Genomic DNA, 18115 nt, shown 5'->3' on the forward strand with positions numbered 1-18115 from the left:
GACCTCGAGCTTAAAAGCGTAACCGTTCATTACACGACGGTTTTTCCGTCGCTCCCGACCGGTATCCGAGAAGCGACGCAGGGACACCGATCGCCGGACGGCGTTGCGATCGGTGTGTACATCGGTTCATACTGTTGGACAGCACGATTCGACGATCGGTCGCGCGACTGCGGCCGTCCCGACGTCTCATACGGTTTACTGTACGTCACTGCCGGCGTAACCGCGACCCGGGCGGCGGTTACGCCGGGAAACCGTTACAGCAATCCGTATCACTGACTGCTGTCCGACAGTATCAGTAGCAACTAGAGAACGGTCGGCGATTGGCGGGACAGCGTTTCAGCAGTCTGTATCACTGCCGGAGCGTCGAAATACAGTTCCAGCAGTACGTGAAGGTCTGATCGGCCTCGTTTCGCACCCCACAGTGTGGACAGCGGATCGTCTCGTCGTCGAACTCGACGTCGTGATCCTCTTCGAGGGCTTCGGGATCGTCGACGTCGTCGGGCGCACGCGGATAGCGCTCCGGACCGGGTGCTGTCCGCGAACTCGCGCGATTTGGATCGGCAAACGACGGCGAGCCGGCGCTCTCACTGTCGTCACCACGGACGTAGACGTAGTACAGCACGAGGTGGAGGAGGGCGAACAACACCACGTATCCGATGAGCCAGCCCCAGAGCTCCATCGCTGTGATATTGGTTCTCAAGGCACTTGGATATTCCCTGTATCAGCAATTGCAGAGAGTCGCCTCGAGGAGAATTCCAGAGTTACGGACCGGTCAGAACTCGCGCTGGAACTCGTCGAAGACCTCGAGATCCTCGGGGAGGTCGTACTCGATGTGGCGCTCCTCCTGGCGGTTGACGCCGGCGTCTTCGATCGGTGTGGCGACGTCCTCCCAGCCGGGTTTGATCTTGACGCTTTTGGCCGGCATTCCGATGGCGATGTGGTGGGCGGGGATATCGTGCTGGACGATTCCGCGTGCACCGACGATGGCGTTCTCGCCGACCTTACAGCCCGCACGAACCATCGAGTCGTAGGTGAGACGAACGTCGTCTTCGACGATCGTGTGGTAGTTGCGGACTTCGGTCTGGTCGACGACGTCGTGGTCGTGGCTGTAGATATGGACGCCGTCTGAGACCGAGACGCGATCGCCGATAGTGAGTTTCCCGCGATCGTCTAAGTGGACGTCGTCGTGGACGACTGTGTTGTCACCGATCGTGATGTTGTGTCCGTAGGTGAAGGTGATGCCCTTGAAAAAGCGGCAGTTGTCGCCACACTCCTCGAAAAGGTGGTCGGCGAGCATTCGTCTGAATCGGAGGGCGAACTCGACGTTGTCCGCGATCGGCAGGCTATCGAACTGGCGCCACAGCCACTGCAGGTGTTTCGATCGGCGGAACTTCTCCTCGTCCTTTTCGGCGTAGTACTCGCTCTCTAAGGTCGTGTTGCAGGGGTCGTAGCTTTGCAGACGGACGCGTTCGGCCGCAGAGAGCGACTCACCGTTTTGCCAGCGTTCGTAGGCCTCGCGATCGCCCGAGAGGTCGATCAGGACGTCTTCGACGACGGAACAGGTGTCCTCGTCACTCGAGAGCCGCCGGTCGACCTCGTCGATGAACTCACGCATTCCCGTCTCCGCCTCGTCGGGGAGCGAGACGTACCGCTTTGTCATACTCCGACGTATTGCCCCGGTGGTCAAAGGGGTTCGGTTGTACGTCGACCGGCGACGCCGTCGCCGAGAGGGGGCACAGGACACTCGAGTCACGCGGGCCGCTCGCGGTCCGCCGTCTCGTGCAGCCAGACGGCACTTCCGGCCTCGCGTCTTCGAGAGCAGTATGGAGGCCACCGAGGCCGTCCGGAACGGTCGATACTACACGCGGGAGCTGTGGCGACGACTCGCACACTACGTCGCGAAGCGTCGCCACGGCTATCGCCACTACGGCTCGCTCGAGCAGGCCGCCGAGACGATCCTGAACGCACGGGCTGAGCGGAGGTTCGAAGCGGGCAGCCACTTTCGAGGCGTCTGGCCACGAGACCTCTGTTTCGCCGCCCGTGGACTCTCCGCCAGCGGGTTCGACGGCGCCCTCGCCGACACTGCCGGCTGGATCGTCGAGCAACTCCTCGCAAGTGACGTCTTCTATACGGACTTTCACGATCGGTACCACGCCGCGACGCCGGCCGAAGGCGTCGATACGTTCCCCGCTGTCGTCCTCTTGCTCGCCGAGTGCGGTTGCCTCCGCGAACACGCCGACGCGATCGTCGCTCTCGCCGCGCGCCATCGCGAGCGGTTCGTCGCCGACTCGGGACTCGTCACCGGTGCGGGCAGTTCCTGGTGGGACTCCGCGCTCGCGCCCCGCGAGACGTACAACACCGCGATGTTGCTGGCTGCCGTCGAACGCCTCGAGTCGCGGGACATCGAGACGACGTTTACCGGCGACGCCGGGCTAATTCGGGACGCCCTCTACTCGCGGCTCTGGAACGGCCGCTACTTCGACGAGCACCGTACTCGCCACGGTCCCGACGGTCGCTCGTCGGTCCTCGCCTGTGACGCGAACGTCGTCCCGCTGTATCTGGGTGTGGTCGACGACGACCGCGCGGCGTCGATCGTCGCGACACTCGAGGATCTCGAGACGCCAAACGGGCTCTGTATGCGCTCCGAACCGTTCTCGCATACGGCGGTTCATCCCTTCTTTCTCCTCCATCGGGACTATCATTACCACGTCTGGCCCTGGAACAGCTTCATGTACGCCATCGGACTCTATCGGTACGGCTACACCGAGCGCGCACGCCGGGAACTAACGCGCGTCGAAGGGGTCCTCGAGTCGTACGGAAATTTCCTCGAAGTGTATACGTTGTCGGGTGCGCCCTACGTCAAGCGCGGCTACGCGAGCGCAGCAGAGTTTACCGTCGCCGCTGCGCTGTGGACGGAGTATCGCCACCTGACATCAGAATCAGTGTGACAGAATGTTCTCCAGATACAGACAGTCACTGTGAGTCCGAAAAACCCTCAACACCAGGTCCGCCGTATGTCAGCCATAGACGCGCCGGCGTTTGGCGCACGAGAGGGAATCCAATGAGCGAGACTCATCAGCCCGAGCCCGTCGATATCGATCCCGAGTACGACCACCGCCGGGAGGACGGCGTCGACGAGTCACGACTCGAGTCGTTGCTCGCCGAGTACACGCTTCGGCGAGACGACCACGAGAACGCGCCCGGATTCGTGATCCGTCCGGACGAGGTCCAGGAAGTCCTGGAACTACTCCGCGACGAGGCCGGGTTCGACCACCTCTCGTGTATCACGCCCCAGGAGTACGAAGACCGGTACGAGTCGATTCTGCACCTGACGAAGTACGACAATCGGACCCACGAGGTGACACTGGTCGTTCAGTTACCACAGAGCGATCCCCGCTGTCAGACCGCCGAGCCGGTGTTCCGGACCGCCGACTGGCACGAACGGGAGGCGTTCGATCTCGTCGGGATCGAGTACGAGGGTCACCCCGATCCACGCCGTATCCTGTTGCCGGAGAGCTGGCAGGGCCATCCACTCTCGCTGGATTACGACCAGGAGAAACCACAGATCGTCCGCTACAGCGAACACACGAATCCACTTCAGCCCGATCACAGCGTTACCGAAACCGATACGATGCTGTTGAACATCGGCCCACACCATCCGGCGACACACGGTGTGCTTCATCTCAGGACCGTCCTGGACGGTGAGACGGTCGCCGACGTCGATCCGGACATCGGCTACCTCCACCGCTGTGAGGAGCAGATGTGTCAAAACGGCACCTATCGCCACCAGATCATCCCGTACTCGAACCGGTGGGATTACACGGCGAATCTCCCCAACGAGTGGGCGGTCGCCCGCGCCATCGAGGACCTCGCCGATATCGAGGTCCCCGAGTACGCCCAGATCTTGCGGACGATGTCGACCGAACTCGGGCGAATGCTCGGACACTTCCTCGCGCTCGGAACTTTCGCGCTCGACGTTTACGGTGACTTCACCGCTATCTTCCAGTATGCCTTCCGCGACCGGGAGGTCGTCCAGGACATCTTAGAGGACCTCACCGGACAGCGAATGATGTTCTACTACTTCCGACTCGGTGGGGTCGCCTGGGACCTGCCCGAACCCCGCGAGGAGTTCATCGAGAAGACCCGCGATTTCCTCGACGAACTCCCCGCAAAGGTCGACGAGTACCACAATCTGATCACCGGCAACGAGATTTTCCAGGCCAGGACGATCGACACGGGGATCTTAGAGCCCGAGGTAGCGAAGGAGTACGGCTGTACGGGCCCGGTCGCTCGTGGATCGGGCATCGACTACGACCTCCGCCGGGACGACCCCTACGGCTACTACGAGCACCTCGACTGGGAGGTCGTCACGCGGGACGGCTGTGACAATCACTCACGGGTCCTCGCGCGCATGCAGGAAGTCGAGGAGTCCGCGAAGATCGTCGAACAGTGTCTCGATCTGCTCGCCGACTGGCCCGAGGACGAACGCACGGTCCAGAGCAACGTCCCGCGGACGCTGAAACCGGACGCAGACACCGAGACGTACCGTGCGGTCGAATCCGCGAAGGGGGAACTCGGCATCTACATCCGGTCCGATGGCTCGAACTCGCCGGCCCGGTTCAAGATCCGCAGCCCCTGCTTCCACAACCTCTCGGTGTTACCGGAGATGGCCGAAGGCGAGTACGTCGCGGACCTGATCGCGTCGCTTGGCAGTCTCGACATCGTTCTCGGAAGCGTCGATCGCTAGCGGCTGAGCCGCAGTAGCTACCGAAACCGGCCGCCGTCCCGCCACACCCTACACATCGATTGCAACGTCGTCGGGCGATCGAAGGGAACTGCATCGGTGGCTGCTGTGGGGCTGTGTTGTGCCTCTCATACGGACTACTGTAAGTCGTTACCGGCGCAACCGCAGCCCGGGTCGCGGTTGCGCCGGTAAATCGTTACAGCAATCCGTATCACTCGGTCTCTGCGTCTCGAGACCGTTCGTCGTCGTCACTTTCGGCTACGTACTCGAGGCAGTGATCTCGAGCCGTACGGACGTGGTCGGTGGTCTCGCCCGAGGCTTCGTCGGCCAGTCCGTCGAGTTTCTCGGCGACCTCGGCGATGCGGTCGACTTTCGGTCCTGGCTCGGACTGCGTCAGGTCGCCCTCCTGTTCTTCGAAGACGCCCGCGGTAATCGAGTTCAGTTGTGTCTGGACGGACCGATCCGCGCTTGCGGTCGCTCGCTGGAGGCGTTCGCGGACGCGTTTTAAGTGCTCTGCCGGCTCGTGGCCCGCGTCGTCGGTCATACTCGTCCATCGTCGCGCGGACGGAAGTGACCGATCCCTGAATGTGTCGCCACCGGACGGAGTTTCGAATGAATCAATACGGTCCTATTCGCGCGATATTCCTCCCTTTTGTCGTAGACAGAGGCAATATCTCCCGCTACCTCTGACGGGATCGGCAACTATTAACTGCAGTCGCCTCTGGAGATCGGATATGTCGATCGATGGATGGCGCCCGAACGTCGATACCGTAGTCGCTCGCTGGTCGGCACTCGAGCGCGACTGGAAGAGCGTCTTCGTCGGAGTCGCGATCGTCGCGCTCGTCGGTGTTCTCGAACTGCAGATCCCCTGGTAGCGAGATGAGCGTTCGTCGACTGCTGCCGGGCGTTCTCGCTCTCTGTCTCGGTGCGATACTCGCGCGAGCGCTTGCGCTGTCGGTCGGCGTCAACCACCTCTTGCTCGCGATCGCGCTCGGATTCCTCGTTACGAACGTCGTCGGAATCCCCGACCGACTCGAGCCCGGCATCGCGACCCACAAACTGTGGCTGGGGGCGGGAATCGTCCTCATGGGGGCGTCGATCTCGCTCGAGAGTGTCCTCGAGGTCGGCGGGGTCGTCTTGCTCGTCGTGGTCGGCGTCACCGCCACGACGCTGCTCGTCGTCGAACTCCTCGCACGCAACGTCTTCGGGCTCGCCGATCGGATGGGATCGCTGCTCGCGGCCGGTGCCAGCATCTGTGGGGTCTCGGCGGTCGTCGCGGTCGCCGGCGCCATCCGTGCGCGCGAGGAACAAATTGCGTACGCCGCAGCGACGGTCCTGTTGTTCGACGCGATCACCATCGTCGTCTACCCGATCGTCGGCGACCTCTTGAACCTCTCGGGGGTGGTCTTCGGGACCTGGGCGGGTGTCAGTATGTTCTCGACGGGACCGGTCGTCGCCGTCGGCTTCGCTCACTCCGAGGTCGCCGGCCAGTGGGCGACGATGACGAAACTCGCGCGAAACGCCTTGATCGGTGCCGTCGTGCTGGCGTACGCGAGTTACTACGCCCGCGATGGCGGCGGCGGTCGCCCCTCCGTACGGACGCTCTGGGACGAGTTCCCGAAGTTCGTGCTGGGGTTTCTCGCGCTCGCCGTCGTCGCGAGTGCGGGCGTGCTCTCGTCGGCCCAACTGGACTCGATCGAGAACGCCTACAACTGGTTGTTCGTACTCGCGTTCGTCGGCCTCGGAACCGAGATCCGACTCGGTGACCTCCGCAACACCGGCGCGACGCCCGCGGTCGTCGTCCTGTTCGCGTTGCTCGTCAGTAGCGCCCTCTCGCTTGCGGTGTTACTAGCGGTCCTCTGAACTGTCTCGTCTCGAGTGTGGGCGGTCCTCGACCCAGCTGTCGGTTGCCGTGCCGAGCGGACGAGACGACAGACAGCTCTCGAGTCAGTCCGACAACGACACTGTTAACATTGCTTAATTGACATTTGGACACATGTCCGAATGTCACTCTCCCGACGACGGCGATGACTTAGAGCGGAGAGTCGCCGAACTGGAACGAACGGTCGATCGACAGGCCACGCAGTTGCGCCGACTCCAGTGGATGCTCCTTTCCCTTCTGGTACTGTCCTTATTGCTCGTCGTATACCCGCTCGCCGGTCTCGTTCTGTTGCTGTTCGTGGGGCTGTTTTTGGTCCTCGATCTCCTCTAACGATTCCTTCTAACGATCCCCGGAGGGGCGTCGTAGTCGTCGAAACGAGGAGTGGACTCGCCGGCCGTCGCTGCCGTCCTCGCTCGAGGCAATCCTTGCCACCGTGGGTGAAACGCGTCAGTTAGCCCGAATACGGGCGATGCACGGATCGAACCTGTCGGTCACGAGTGCTCGTGGTGTGAACCGCTGTGGACCGAGGGCCGACTGTCACTACCAAAATGGCGTCCAGCCGATAGCGTGACGTCGTCGCCGGTGTTTCCCGTCGCCGTCGCGAACGAGTTGGGTTTCGTGTAACCGCCACCCACGGCGTCGAGAGTTTTGCTGGTTCCCGGTTGAGGGGCAAAGAATTGCAGGGTGACGAGGGAATACAAGGGTCTAGTGAATACGGATGGGTACTCATGGAGCGGGGATACTCACGGCGGTCGCTGTTGAGCGTTCTCGGCTCCGGGTCTACGCTCGCTCTCGCGGGATGTCTTTCCGTATCTGGATCGTCTTCCGGTTCGGATATCCGCATCTCCGGCGGCGTCGGCCCGCTGCCGATGATGCAAGTCTGGGCCGACGAGTACGAATCCGAAACCGGCGTCGGGATCGACGTCTCCGGCGGTGGAACCGGTGTCGGCGTCTCGGACGTTCTAAACGAGCAGGTCGATATCGCGATGATGGGTCGCGAACCCGACGAGGACGAGCTCGATCAGGGTCTGTTTGCAGTCGCGATGCTCATCGACACTGTCGTCGGAACGATCAACGTCGACAATCCGGTCTACGACGAGATCCGAGAAAACGGGCTGACACGGTCGGAGTTCGAGGCCGTCTTCACGCGAGAGATCACGAACTGGGGAGAACTCGTCGACGCCGACGTCGACGAACCCATCTACGTCTACGGCCGGTCGGACTCCTCTGCAGCCTACAAGCAGTGGGGCGATTTCCTCGGCGGTGAAGACGACTTCTACACCGAGAACGAACTCGAGGACTTCGCAGACGGCAACTTCGACGGCGACCAGCAGGTCGCACAGGCGATCAACAACGACGCACTCGGGTTCTCGATGAACAACCTCAACTACGTCTACGACTACAACACCGGCGATCTCGAGATGGACATCCGTCCCGTTCCGTTAGATATCGACGGGAGCGGGACGCTGTCGCCGGCGGAAGACTTCTACGACGATCGCGACGAGTTCCTCACCGCCGTCGAGGAAGGCATCTATCCAGCGCCGCCGGCCCGCGAGATGTTCATCGCGGCAAAGGAGGAGTTCGAAGACGAAGCCGCCGAGTTCGCCGCGTGGGTGCTTACGGAGGGCCAGCAGTACGTCCGCGAGAACGGCTACGCTCCGCTCGACGATGACCGACTCACAGAGGAGCAAGCCCGACTCGAGAAACGACACGAGCAACTCGAGGTGACGAGCTAACGATGGATCCAACGACAGACCACGGATCGAACGCGGAGACGACCCGTCCGGATCGTCTCGGACGGCGGCTGGTGATCGAGCGATTGAGCAGCTACTGGCTGATCGGGGCCGGGCTGTTCGCCGTCGCGCTGTTCGGGCTGATCGTGCTGACGCTCGTCCAGCAGTCGATCCCCATCGTCTCCGAACACTCCCTTCTCGAGATGCTGACCTCGGCGAACTGGGATCCAGCACAGGAAGAGTTCGGCTTCTTGCCGGCGATCCTCGGCACGATCTACGTCACCGTCCTCTCGATGGCAATGGGGACGCCGATCGCGATTCTGGCGGCGATCTACATCGCCGAGTACGCCGAAGGACGCATGAAGGTCATCGTCTCGTCGTTTATCGACGTGCTGGCGGCGATCCCGAGTGTCATCTTCGGGCTCGTGGGACTGGTCGTCGTCGTCCCGTTCGTCGGCGACTATCTCGCACCCGCCTTTGGTACTCACAGCATCGGACTCGGAATCGTTACGGTCAGCCTGGTGATGGCGATCATCGTCACACCGTTTATGATCTCGCTGTCGGTCGAGTCGCTCGAGGCGCTGCCCGACGAACTCCGCGAGGCGTCCCTCGGCGTCGGTGCGACGAAGTGGGAGACCATTCGCTCCGTGTTGCTTCGGGCTGCCGGACCGGGGATCTTCTCGGCGATCCTGCTCGGCTTCGGCCGGGTCTTCGGTGCGACGATCGTCCCAGCGATGCTCATCGGTGGCCAGACGGCCGTTCCCGGGTCGCCGTTCGACGCCGGCGAGACGCTGCCGTCGCTGATCGTCAACGACTTCGGCGAGCTCATGTCGATCCCGATCACCCAGTCCGCGTTGATCCTCGTCGGGCTGTTGTTGCTCGTCATCGTCTGGCTCTTTAATTTCGGGGCGATGCTCGTTCGTCGCCGACTCCAACGGAGGTGGCAGTACTGATGGACCGTTACACCGAACAGCGGCTCTTCGGCCTGCTGGCTCGCGCAAGCGCCGCGCTCATCATCGCGGTGTTGTTGCTTGTCGTCGGGGTTACGCTCTATCGCGGCGGCCGCGTGTTCCTTACCGATCCGACGGTCGCGATCACGCCGCCGGGGTCGCGGTACATGTTAGACGGCGGCGGTGGGTTCCTCCACGCAGTGCTCGGGAGCATCTTCATCGTCGTTCCGGCGACCGTGATCGCGACGATCATGTCGCTCTCGACGGCCGTGTTCCTCCAGAGCGACTACTCGAGCGAGCGCACGTCGGACGTCATCAACATGTTCCTGAACGTGCTCTGGGGGACGCCGCCGATCGTCTATGGGGTGTTCGTGCTGACGGTCATTATCGCCGTCGGCGCCCAGACGAGCCTGATCTTCGGGGTCGTCGCCATCGCGATCTTCCAGTATCCGATCATGACCCGGTACGCAGACGAGGCGCTTCGCTCCGCGCCTGACGCCGTGAAAGAGGCCTCCTATGGGCTCGGCGCGACGCGGTTCGAGACGGCGCGGGTGACGGTCCGTGCCGCACTGCCGGGTGTCATCGCCGGCATCATCATGGGCTTTGCCCGTGGGATCGGCGACGCCGCAACGGTGCTCTTTACCGCGGGACGGAGCACGCAGATGCCCGGCGGACCGTTCGAGCCGGCGACGACGCTGCCGATCCTCATCTTCGAGCAGGCGGCGTCGTTCAACGCCGAAGTTCGATCCCACGCGTACGCGGCCTCGTTCGTGCTCATCGTGGCCGTATTGGCACTGATCGTCGCATCGAAACTACTCGCGGGTCGATACGCCCGCTTTACACCAGGAGGGTGACAGTAATGACTCACGACATCGCACTCCGAACCGAAGACCTCGAAGTAACGTACACTGGAAACAGGGAAGTCACCGCGCTCAACGGCGTCAGCGTCGACTTTGCGGCGAACAAACTGACGGCCATCATCGGCCCATCCGGCTGTGGCAAATCGACGCTGTTGAAGTCGTTGAACCGCCTCCACGAGATCCAGCCAAACGCCGAGATCTCCGGCGACGTCTATCTCGGAGACGAGTCGGTGTACGACACCGACGAGCCACTGCCCGAGATCCGGAGACGAGTCGGCTACGTGCCACAGAAACCGACGCCGCTGCCGGTGTCGATCTACAACAACGTTGCCTACGGACCGAAGATCCACGGCGACCACTCGAAGGCCGAACTCGACGACATCGTCGAGACACAGCTTCGGAAAGTCAACCTCTGGGAGGAGGTCAACGACCGACTCGACGCCCCCGGCGCCGAACTCTCGACGGGACAGATCCAACGGCTCTGTCTCGCCCGGTCGCTGGCCGCCGAGCCCGAGGTGTTGCTCTGTGACGAGGTGACCTCTGCGCTCGACCCCATCTCGGCCGAACAGGTCGAGGAGACCCTCGCGGATCTCAAGTCGGAGTATACGATCGTCATGGTGACCCACAGTATGGAACAGGCCAAGCGTCTCGCCGACGACGTCGTCTTCCTCTATCTCGGCGATCTGGTCGAGCGAAACGACGCCCGATCGTTCTTCGAGAACCCACAGAACGAGCGAACGCGGGAGTTCGTCAAGGGACACACGGCCGTCGAGTACGACGACGCTGACGGCGCCGACGAGTCCGAACCCGAATCCACGACGGCACAGACTGTCTCGGCCGAGTAGCGTCTCGATTCCGTCACAGCTCAGTTTCTGCGATCCGTTCCCACTCGATCGCGTACTCGTCGGCGATATCGTTCGTCACCGCGTCGAAGCGGTCGATCGACAGCGGCGGTAGATGCGGATGGCGGGCCTCGATCTCGTCGGGGAGATCCCGGTGGTACCGGACGTGGGTCTCGACGTCGTAGGGGAACTCGTCGGTGTCGACTCCGACGAATCCGTGCCGGTCCCGCGCGTGGCCGAGGACCTCTTGCCACCGGTCGATCGAGGCCAGGCCCGCCGATTCGACGCCGTGGCCGAACAGCGTCGCATGAATCTCGTCGTACGGATCGGTGTTCTCGAGGTAGTCTTCGAGGTAGTCGGCGTCGGACTCGGTGTTAAACGCCGCCCAGTAGGGGACCGATCCGGTCCGCATCGTCCACCAGGGTTCGACCAGGGCGAACGACTGGACGAACAGCCGATCGACGGGCCGATTCCGATCGGCGTACCGCCGTCGGTACCAGTCGGCGATAAACGGGCTCAGATCCCGCGGATCGTCGAACGCGAGTCGACGGACGTCGTATCCCCGTCCGTCGGCGAACCGCTCTATGTCCTCTCGAAGTGCGGGCTCGAATCCCCACTCGGACTCGGGCGTTCGGCCGTCGGGTTCGGGCGTGTCCCACTCGCGGACGTCGGCGTCCTGTCGCTCGAGGAAGGTCGCGACCGTCTCGCTGCCGTCGTAGTACTCTTCCGGCGCGAGTCCGCCGAGGCCGCCGACCTGAAAGCTGTGACGGTCGCCCAGTTCGATCGCCGGCCAGTCGAACTCACACTCGAGCGAGATGATCGTCCCGTCGGCGGCGAGGACGGTGTCGATGAACTCCTCGTAGGCATCGCCCAGCGTCTTCGATTTCGTCCGGAAATACGCAAGCTTACGGACCATCAGCCGATCCTGGTTCGGATCGTGCATCTGGTGTAGCGAAACGTCCGGGTTCGTCTCGAGGAACGGCCCGGCGTGTTCGCGACCCCACTGGACGTCTTCGCGGATCGCGTCTGGATGGGCGTCCCGCCGAACGGGGACGAGAAAGGTCTGCGGGAGCCACGGCACGCCGAGCATGGCCGCGAGATAGACCGCTGCGCCGTTGCTCGAGCCGACGACGACGGCAGGATACCCCCGCTCGGGGTACTGGTCGACGACCCACTCGCGGAACCGCTCGACGTCGACGTCGCCGAGGTCGTCGGGCGAGACGCCCTCGTTTGCACCGCCGCGGGTGTAGAGCGTGGTGCGGGCGTTTCGTGGCAGGTGATTGATCCGCGCACCCACTGGCGTCAGTTTCGGATGGATCATCCCCAGTCCCGGGAACGTCTCGCCACGGAGATAGCGGGCCGCTGCCCGGACGAACACCGTCGTCGAGTCGAAGTTCGGCAGCGCGGGTGGTGTCGATCGTTCGCCGGCGAGCAGGCTCGAGATCCTCACGACGACGTCACCTCGACCGACTGTCGGCTGGCGTACGGACTGACTCGAGACACGATAGCTAGCCGAAAACAAGCACGAACTGTCGGATAAACGTACACCCGGCAGGAGACACGAACTACCCGACACGTCGATCGACGGAAACGATCGCAAAAGCAATCGTTTCGGTATAAAGTCACTGATACGGCATTCTAACGTCATCTGAAACGATATCGAACACCTACCGCCGAACTCGAGTTCGTAATCGTATTCCACAACCTGACAATAGAGTCATAGCAAAGTTCTCCCCCTTCGTGGCTCCGCCTGTAATGTCAGGCGAAGACAACGATGACGGCCGGATCGATCGCCGATCGTATCTCACCGGAAGCGCTGCAGCGCTGGGGGCACTCGCCGTCGGTCCGGGAAGCGTCGTCGGCGAGAAAAAGCGAAAGCGGGCCGAGAAATACCGCGAGGAAGACCGGACGACGATCACCGAGTGTACGACGATCACCGAACCCGGCTCCTACGAACTCGCAGCCGATCTCGAGGCGACACCCGCGGAGAGCTGTCTCGAGATTCGCGCGAGTGACGTGTTGCTAGACGGCGCTGGATACACGATTTCCGGCACCGACAGCGAGGGGATCGGCGTCAGCGCCGTGGACGTTTCCGACGTTGCAGTCACGAACCTCACGCTCGAGGGACTGGCCACCGGGATCCAGTACGAGGGAGTAACCGACGGCCTCGTCGCCGATGTGACGATCGAACTCCCGTCGGTCGCTAGTAGCGGCGTCTCCCTCGTCCGATCGACGAGGTGTATCGTCACCCAAACGGAGATGGAAGGCGACACGTTCGGGACCGGTATTCGACTCGCGGCGTCCAACGAGAACCTGCTGACGGAGAACGGTATCGGCTTGCTCAACGACGGTATCGAACTCGTCGATTCGACGAACAACGGACTGTTCGCGAACGAGTTCGGTGGTAACGTCGGAACGAATATCCGCCTCGACGACGCCGACCGAAACGCGCTCGCTCAAAACGAAGCCAACAGCGGTGGGGAGGGAATCGTTCTCGCCGCCGCCGACGAGAACTGGGTCACCGGAAACACTGCGAACGCGAACGCCAGCTTCGGTATCGAACTCGACGGGTCGAACGGGAATCGTCTCGTCGGAAACACGACGAACGACACGACGGCCGACGGCATCGGCCTCCGGAACTCGAACGACAACACCCTCACGGCGAATACCGCAACCGACAACGGTGCCGACGGCATCACCCTCGACGAGTCGGACGACAATCGTCTGTCGAACAACAGCGCGAACGACAACCTGGGCGTTGGCTACGCTGTAACCGACTCGAGTCGGAACACCGGACGCGGAAATACTGCCGACGGAAACGAAGGCGGACCGATCCTGATCGAGGGTGGTCAAGAGAACGCGATCGAGGTCAACGGCGTGTTAGTCACCGAGGACACCTGATAACGACGCTCCGGGTGGGGTCCTCGGCGGGACGAGGGGAACAACTATATTTGCACTCCGTGCCGATGACGGACTATGTCTAATGGTGCGTTCGAGGGTTACGGTGGACGACACGTCCCCGACCCGTTACAGGACCCGCTCGAGCAACTCGCGACCGCCTACGACGACGTCGCCGACACCGACGCGTTCCAGTCGGAGTTTCGCGACCTACTCGAGGAATTCGCCGGTCGACCGACGCCGCTGTACTACGCGCGCAACCTAAGCGACCGCTACGGCGCCGATATCTACCTCAAGCGAGAGGACCTGCTTCACGGCGGCGCACACAAGATCAACAACGCGCTCGGCCAGGCCCTGTTGGCCAAACAGTCCGGCCGTGACCGACTCATCGCCGAGACCGGCGCCGGACAACACGGCACCGCGACCGCGATGGTCGGTGCCCTGCTCGATCTCGAGACGGAGATCTATATGGGCCGGAAAGACGTCGAGCGCCAGGAAATGAACGTCTTCCGGATGCGCCTGATGGGCGCCGAGGTCAACGAGGTTACCCGCGGCGACGAGGGCCTCGCAGATGCCGTCGACGCCGCACTCGAGGATTTCGCCGAAAACGTCGACGACACACATTACCTCGTGGGCAGCGTCGTCGGCCCCGATCCGTTCCCGCGGATGGTCCGTGACTTCCAGTCGGTCATCGGCGACGAGGCCCGCGAACAGTTCCAGGAACGAACCGGCGACTTACCCGACGCCGCAGTCGCCTGCGTCGGCGGCGGCTCGAACGCGATCGGGCTCTTTCATGCCTTCCGCGACGACGACGTCGACTTCTACGGCGCCGAAGGCGGCGGCGAGGGCGCCGGCTCGAAGAAACACGCCGCGCCCCTGGCCAGCGGCAAAGACGACGTCATCCACGGGATGAAAACGCGCGTGATCGACGACGACGTCGAGGTCCACTCCGTCTCGGCCGGACTGGACTACCCCGGTGTCGGCCCCGAACACGCCATGTACCAGGCGATCGGGCGCTGTGAGTACACCGGGATCACCGACGAGGAAGCGCTCGCGGCGTTTCGCGAACTGAGCGAGACCGAAGGGATCGTGCCGGCCCTCGAGTCGAGCCACGGCGTCGCGCGAGCGATCCAGCTCGCGGAGGCCGGCGAACACGAGACGATCCTCGTGAACCTCTCCGGTCGCGGTGACAAGGATATGGAGACGGCGGTCGCGAAGTTCGACCTCTAGACGACGTCGACGACCGGCTCCTCGTCGATCAATCGGGTCAGCACGACCCGGGGGACGGACCGCCGATCGAGAATCTCCGTCGCTATCTCTCGTGCCGTTTCCTCGAGTTGGGGGGTATCGACCATATTGATCAGCGGAACGATGGTCGCGCCATCGGGAACGTCCTTGCACCCGCCCTGTTCGCTCGCCAGGACCGTCGCGACGTCGGTCGTGGAGATCCGATCGCCGCGTTCGAGGTCCGTCAGCGCCGCGACACGGTCGGGTCGGTGGACGTGCTCGTCGGTCAGTGGCTCGCCGACGATTTTCGCGCTCGCGATCGGAACGACCACGTCGGCCGTCGCTGGAAGTTGCGGTTCCTTCTCGTCCGGTGCCTTGAACCAGCGAGTTCTGGCGCCGTCGGCTTTGACGACCACCGAGACGTCGTCGTCGAGCGCCGGGACGAACTCGTCGACGACCTCACGATCGTAGCCGAGATATCGGTCCGATCGCTCGCGGGCGGGTACGACGCCGATCGGCCACTCCGTGGCCGACCGGATCGCCTCGAGCGGTCGTTCGGTGACGGTCACCTCGGCGACCTGGTCTTCGAACGGCGGGATGCGAACGGTTGCCGTCACGACAGCACGCTCGAGGCGACCTGCGAGCGCGTACAGCGTCGACTTCTTGCCACCGGCACCGACGACACAGACGACGGCGCCGTCGGCGGCCAGCGCTTCGGGGAGGTCCATGTGAGATCCACCAGACGACTTGTGGCGTGGCTACTTGTACGTTCTGACGGTCTTGCGACAGCCGGCTACAGCAACCCGTACTCGTCCCGGAGCCGTCGATACTGCTCGATGTACTGTTTTGCGACGACGTCTCGGTCGTAATCGGCGAACCGATCGTCGAAATCGCGGTACTCGAGGTCGCCCGCGTCGACGATAGCGTCGGCGAGTTCCGCCTCGCTGGTCGTTCGGAACCCGCGTTCCCAGCCTTCGACGAGTTCGTGGGCGCTCGAGTCGACGTGGTACTCGACGATCCCGACACAGCCGGCGGCCAGCCCCCAGCACATCTCCGTCGGGAACACGCAGTGTTCGGCCGTCTGGGCGAAGACGTGAGCGCCCCGGTAGACGGCGATTCGCTCCTCGAGAGGGAGGTCGCCGACGAAGGAGATCCGATCGTCGATCCGCAGGTCGCTCGCGAGGCGTTCGTAGGTCGCCCGTTCGGGGCCGTCTCCGATGACGGTCGTCGACCAGTCTCGATCGCGAAGTTCGGCCAGTGCGAGCAACAGACTCTCGAGGTTCGCATCCTCATCGAGTCGGCGAGCGTAGACCACGTCGACGCGGTCGTCAGGGGCGACCTCTCGAACCCGATCGACGTCGATGGGGTTGGGTATCGTCTCGACGACGTCGCCATCGGCGCCGCGTTCGCGGACCCACGTGGCCACCAGTTCGGAGGGGGTAACGAGCACGTCGCCGTGTGCCGTTGCCCGTCGTGTCCGTCGGTCGTCTTCGAGGCCACCGTCGCCATACCACTCGCTTACGAGCGGTGCACGCGCGAGTTTCGCACCCCAGCCGGCGGCCCGCAGTACCGTCGGCGGACGGGCGCTGGCGTGGACGACGTCGGGACTTGCCGCCGCGAGATCGAACGGCAACCGGAGACAGAACGAGCGACGAGCCTCGACGTCGGCGGCGACGGCGTGGTATGTCACGTCGTCGCGCTCGAGCGTCGCGGTCTCGTCGCCCCAGAAGTCGGCACAGAACAGCTGGACGTCGTGTCCCCGTTCGGCGAGTAACTCGAGAATCGACTGGAGTCGTCGGTTCGCCTCGGTCTCGCGGTGATGAACCGTCTCGATCGAGACGAACGCGACGCGCATATGCCGCGGGACGTAGCGACAGAATAAAAAGTCACTTCTTTCGGAGCGTTGACTCGCCCGGTTGTGACTGCCCAAAGAAAAGGGTGGTGCGCTCGAGGTTACTCCGCGGCGGGCGCAGTCGCGTCTGTTGTGTTGTCCTCGTTGGCAGTGTCTGTATCTTTCTTATCGACTTCCACGTCGTCTTTCACATCGTTCTTCTCGTACTCGTCTTTCTTATCGACTTGCTCGTCGTCTTTCACGTCGTCCTTCTCGTGGTCGTCTTTCTTATCGACCTCTTCGTCATCTTTCACGTCGTCCTTCTCGTACTCATCTTTCTCATCAATCTTCTCGTCGTCTTTCACGTCCTTCTCGTGGTCGCCTTTCTCGTCGTCATCGACGGTCGGACCGCTCACGTGTCCGTCCATCGTCATTGCCGATTCGTCGGTCGTCTCGGTTGCACACTCGAGGGTCAGCTCGTCGGTCTCGAGAGGCACGTCGTCGCCGTCGGCAACTGCCGAAAGGTCGTAGGTGCCGTCCTCGAGGCCCTCGACAGTGATGGACTCGTCAGCGGGTACGGCCGCGGTCAGGGAGTCCGCGGTCAGTTCGGTCGCGAGCTCGAGTTTCTCAGTATCGGTCTGGACCGACTCGCTGCTTGCGGAGAGCTGGATCGATGACTGGTCGCCTTCCCAAGTCATCGTGAGTTCAGCTGGTACGTCGTTGGGGTTCGTGACCGTGACCGTGCTCGTCTCGTCCGTGCATTCGGTCGTGATCGCCAGCGGTTCGTGCTCGGTCGACTGCGACGCCGCGACGGCCCCGCCGGCAGCAACCGAGAGGCCGAGCGCGACGGCGGTCGTAAGCAGGACGACGAGCCACGTTCGCGTCGGTCTCGATACTGTAAGACGCTGTTTCGATGGTTCACTCATGTCTCTCATAGCGTCGCGGTGAAACGCCATGCGAGCGACACCCTTTGTTATGGAAACCGGAACGCGGCCGGCTCAGCGGCCGTTGCTTTCCCCGAAATTCGTTCAGGTATGACGACACATCTGAACTGAACAAACGGTCGCCAATCTCCTGTTAGGCGATTGGGCCGTAGTTTTGGATGGAACAGCGACTCGTCTCATCTCGGCGCAGCCGGTGAGACATCC

Annotated in this window: 18 protein-coding genes; 11 read left to right on the forward strand and 7 right to left on the reverse strand. The window is 62.9% G+C overall.

Annotated features, from left to right (window positions below; translation table 11 throughout):
* Positions 1-349: 349 nt before the first annotated feature.
* Positions 350-679, reverse strand: a complete 330-nt coding sequence (locus RBH26_RS08970; protein ID WP_306757871.1) for a hypothetical protein — start codon at positions 677-679, stop codon at positions 350-352.
* A 93-nt stretch (positions 680-772) separates the two neighbouring features.
* Positions 773-1660 (reverse strand): acyltransferase, encoded by an 888-nt coding sequence (locus tag RBH26_RS08975; RefSeq protein ID WP_306757872.1) that lies wholly within the window; start codon positions 1658-1660, stop codon positions 773-775.
* 163 nt (positions 1661-1823) lie between these two features.
* Here RBH26_RS08975 and RBH26_RS08980 point away from each other — a divergent pair, with 163 nt between their 5' ends.
* Both RBH26_RS08980 and RBH26_RS08985 read left to right on the forward strand, forming a co-directional pair.
* Entirely contained in the window at positions 1824-2948 is a 1125-nt protein-coding gene (locus tag RBH26_RS08980; RefSeq protein ID WP_306757873.1) for a hypothetical protein, read from the forward strand.
* 113 nt (positions 2949-3061) lie between these two features.
* Positions 3062-4747, forward strand: coding sequence for an NADH-quinone oxidoreductase subunit D (locus tag RBH26_RS08985; protein WP_306757874.1), 1686 nt, complete (start codon positions 3062-3064; stop codon positions 4745-4747).
* Between the two features lie 208 nt (positions 4748-4955).
* Here RBH26_RS08985 and RBH26_RS08990 read toward each other — a convergent pair whose 3' ends face one another.
* On the reverse strand, positions 4956-5288 hold the full coding sequence (locus tag RBH26_RS08990) for a hypothetical protein (protein ID WP_306757875.1): 333 nt from the start codon (positions 5286-5288) through the stop codon (positions 4956-4958).
* A gap of 190 nt (positions 5289-5478) precedes the next feature.
* Between RBH26_RS08990 and RBH26_RS08995 the strand changes: the two genes are divergently transcribed.
* From RBH26_RS08995 to RBH26_RS09025, 7 genes are all read left to right on the forward strand, one after another.
* Positions 5479-5619: a hypothetical protein gene (locus RBH26_RS08995; protein WP_306757876.1), complete on the forward strand. Its 141-nt coding sequence runs from the start codon at positions 5479-5481 to the stop codon at positions 5617-5619.
* Between the two features lie 4 nt (positions 5620-5623).
* Positions 5624-6607, forward strand: coding sequence for a putative sulfate exporter family transporter (locus RBH26_RS09000; protein ID WP_306757877.1), 984 nt, complete (start codon positions 5624-5626; stop codon positions 6605-6607).
* Positions 6608-6740: 133 nt separating this feature from the next.
* Complete coding sequence (locus RBH26_RS09005) at positions 6741-6956, forward strand: hypothetical protein (RefSeq protein WP_306757878.1); 216 nt, start codon at positions 6741-6743, stop codon at positions 6954-6956.
* 398 nt (positions 6957-7354) lie between these two features.
* Positions 7355-8362 (forward strand): substrate-binding domain-containing protein, encoded by a 1008-nt coding sequence (locus tag RBH26_RS09010; protein ID WP_306757879.1) that lies wholly within the window; start codon positions 7355-7357, stop codon positions 8360-8362.
* A gap of 2 nt (positions 8363-8364) precedes the next feature.
* Complete coding sequence (gene pstC, locus RBH26_RS09015; RefSeq protein WP_306757880.1) at positions 8365-9312, forward strand: phosphate ABC transporter permease subunit PstC; 948 nt, start codon at positions 8365-8367, stop codon at positions 9310-9312.
* On the forward strand, positions 9312-10163 hold the full coding sequence (locus RBH26_RS09020) for an ABC transporter permease subunit (RefSeq protein ID WP_306757881.1): 852 nt from the start codon (positions 9312-9314) through the stop codon (positions 10161-10163). Before pstC ends, RBH26_RS09020 begins: the two co-directional genes overlap by 1 nt.
* A 5-nt stretch (positions 10164-10168) precedes the next feature.
* Entirely contained in the window at positions 10169-11014 is an 846-nt protein-coding gene (locus tag RBH26_RS09025; protein WP_306757882.1) for a phosphate ABC transporter ATP-binding protein, read from the forward strand.
* Between the two features lie 13 nt (positions 11015-11027).
* On the opposite strand, the gene RBH26_RS09030 is transcribed toward RBH26_RS09025, so the two are convergent.
* Positions 11028-12461: a hypothetical protein gene (locus RBH26_RS09030; RefSeq protein WP_306757883.1), complete on the reverse strand. Its 1434-nt coding sequence runs from the start codon at positions 12459-12461 to the stop codon at positions 11028-11030.
* 305 nt (positions 12462-12766) lie between these two features.
* Here RBH26_RS09030 and RBH26_RS09035 point away from each other — a divergent pair, with 305 nt between their 5' ends.
* Positions 12767-13912 carry a NosD domain-containing protein gene (locus RBH26_RS09035; protein WP_306757884.1) on the forward strand — a complete coding sequence of 382 codons (1146 nt, stop codon included), beginning with the start codon at positions 12767-12769 and terminating at the stop codon, positions 13910-13912.
* Between the two features lie 75 nt (positions 13913-13987).
* A complete protein-coding gene (trpB, locus tag RBH26_RS09040) occupies positions 13988-15139 on the forward strand; it encodes a tryptophan synthase subunit beta (RefSeq protein WP_306757885.1) in 1152 nt (383 codons plus the stop codon).
* On the opposite strand, the gene yqeC is transcribed toward trpB, so the two are convergent.
* The 3 genes from yqeC to RBH26_RS09055 form a co-directional block, all read right to left on the reverse strand.
* Positions 15136-15864: a selenium cofactor biosynthesis protein YqeC gene (yqeC, locus tag RBH26_RS09045; RefSeq protein WP_306757886.1), complete on the reverse strand. Its 729-nt coding sequence runs from the start codon at positions 15862-15864 to the stop codon at positions 15136-15138. The two genes, trpB and yqeC, sit on opposite strands and share 4 nt — an antisense overlap.
* 65 nt (positions 15865-15929) lie before the next feature.
* A complete protein-coding gene (locus tag RBH26_RS09050; protein ID WP_306757887.1) occupies positions 15930-16991 on the reverse strand; it encodes a glycosyltransferase family 4 protein in 1062 nt (353 codons plus the stop codon).
* Between the two features lie 98 nt (positions 16992-17089).
* Entirely contained in the window at positions 17090-17893 is an 804-nt protein-coding gene (locus RBH26_RS09055) for a hypothetical protein (RefSeq protein WP_306757888.1), read from the reverse strand.
* Positions 17894-18115: the final 222 nt, after the last annotated feature.

This window comes from Natronolimnohabitans sp. A-GB9 (genome assembly GCF_030848565.1).
In the GTDB taxonomy this organism is placed as follows: Archaea; Halobacteriota; Halobacteria; order Halobacteriales; family Natrialbaceae; genus Natronolimnohabitans.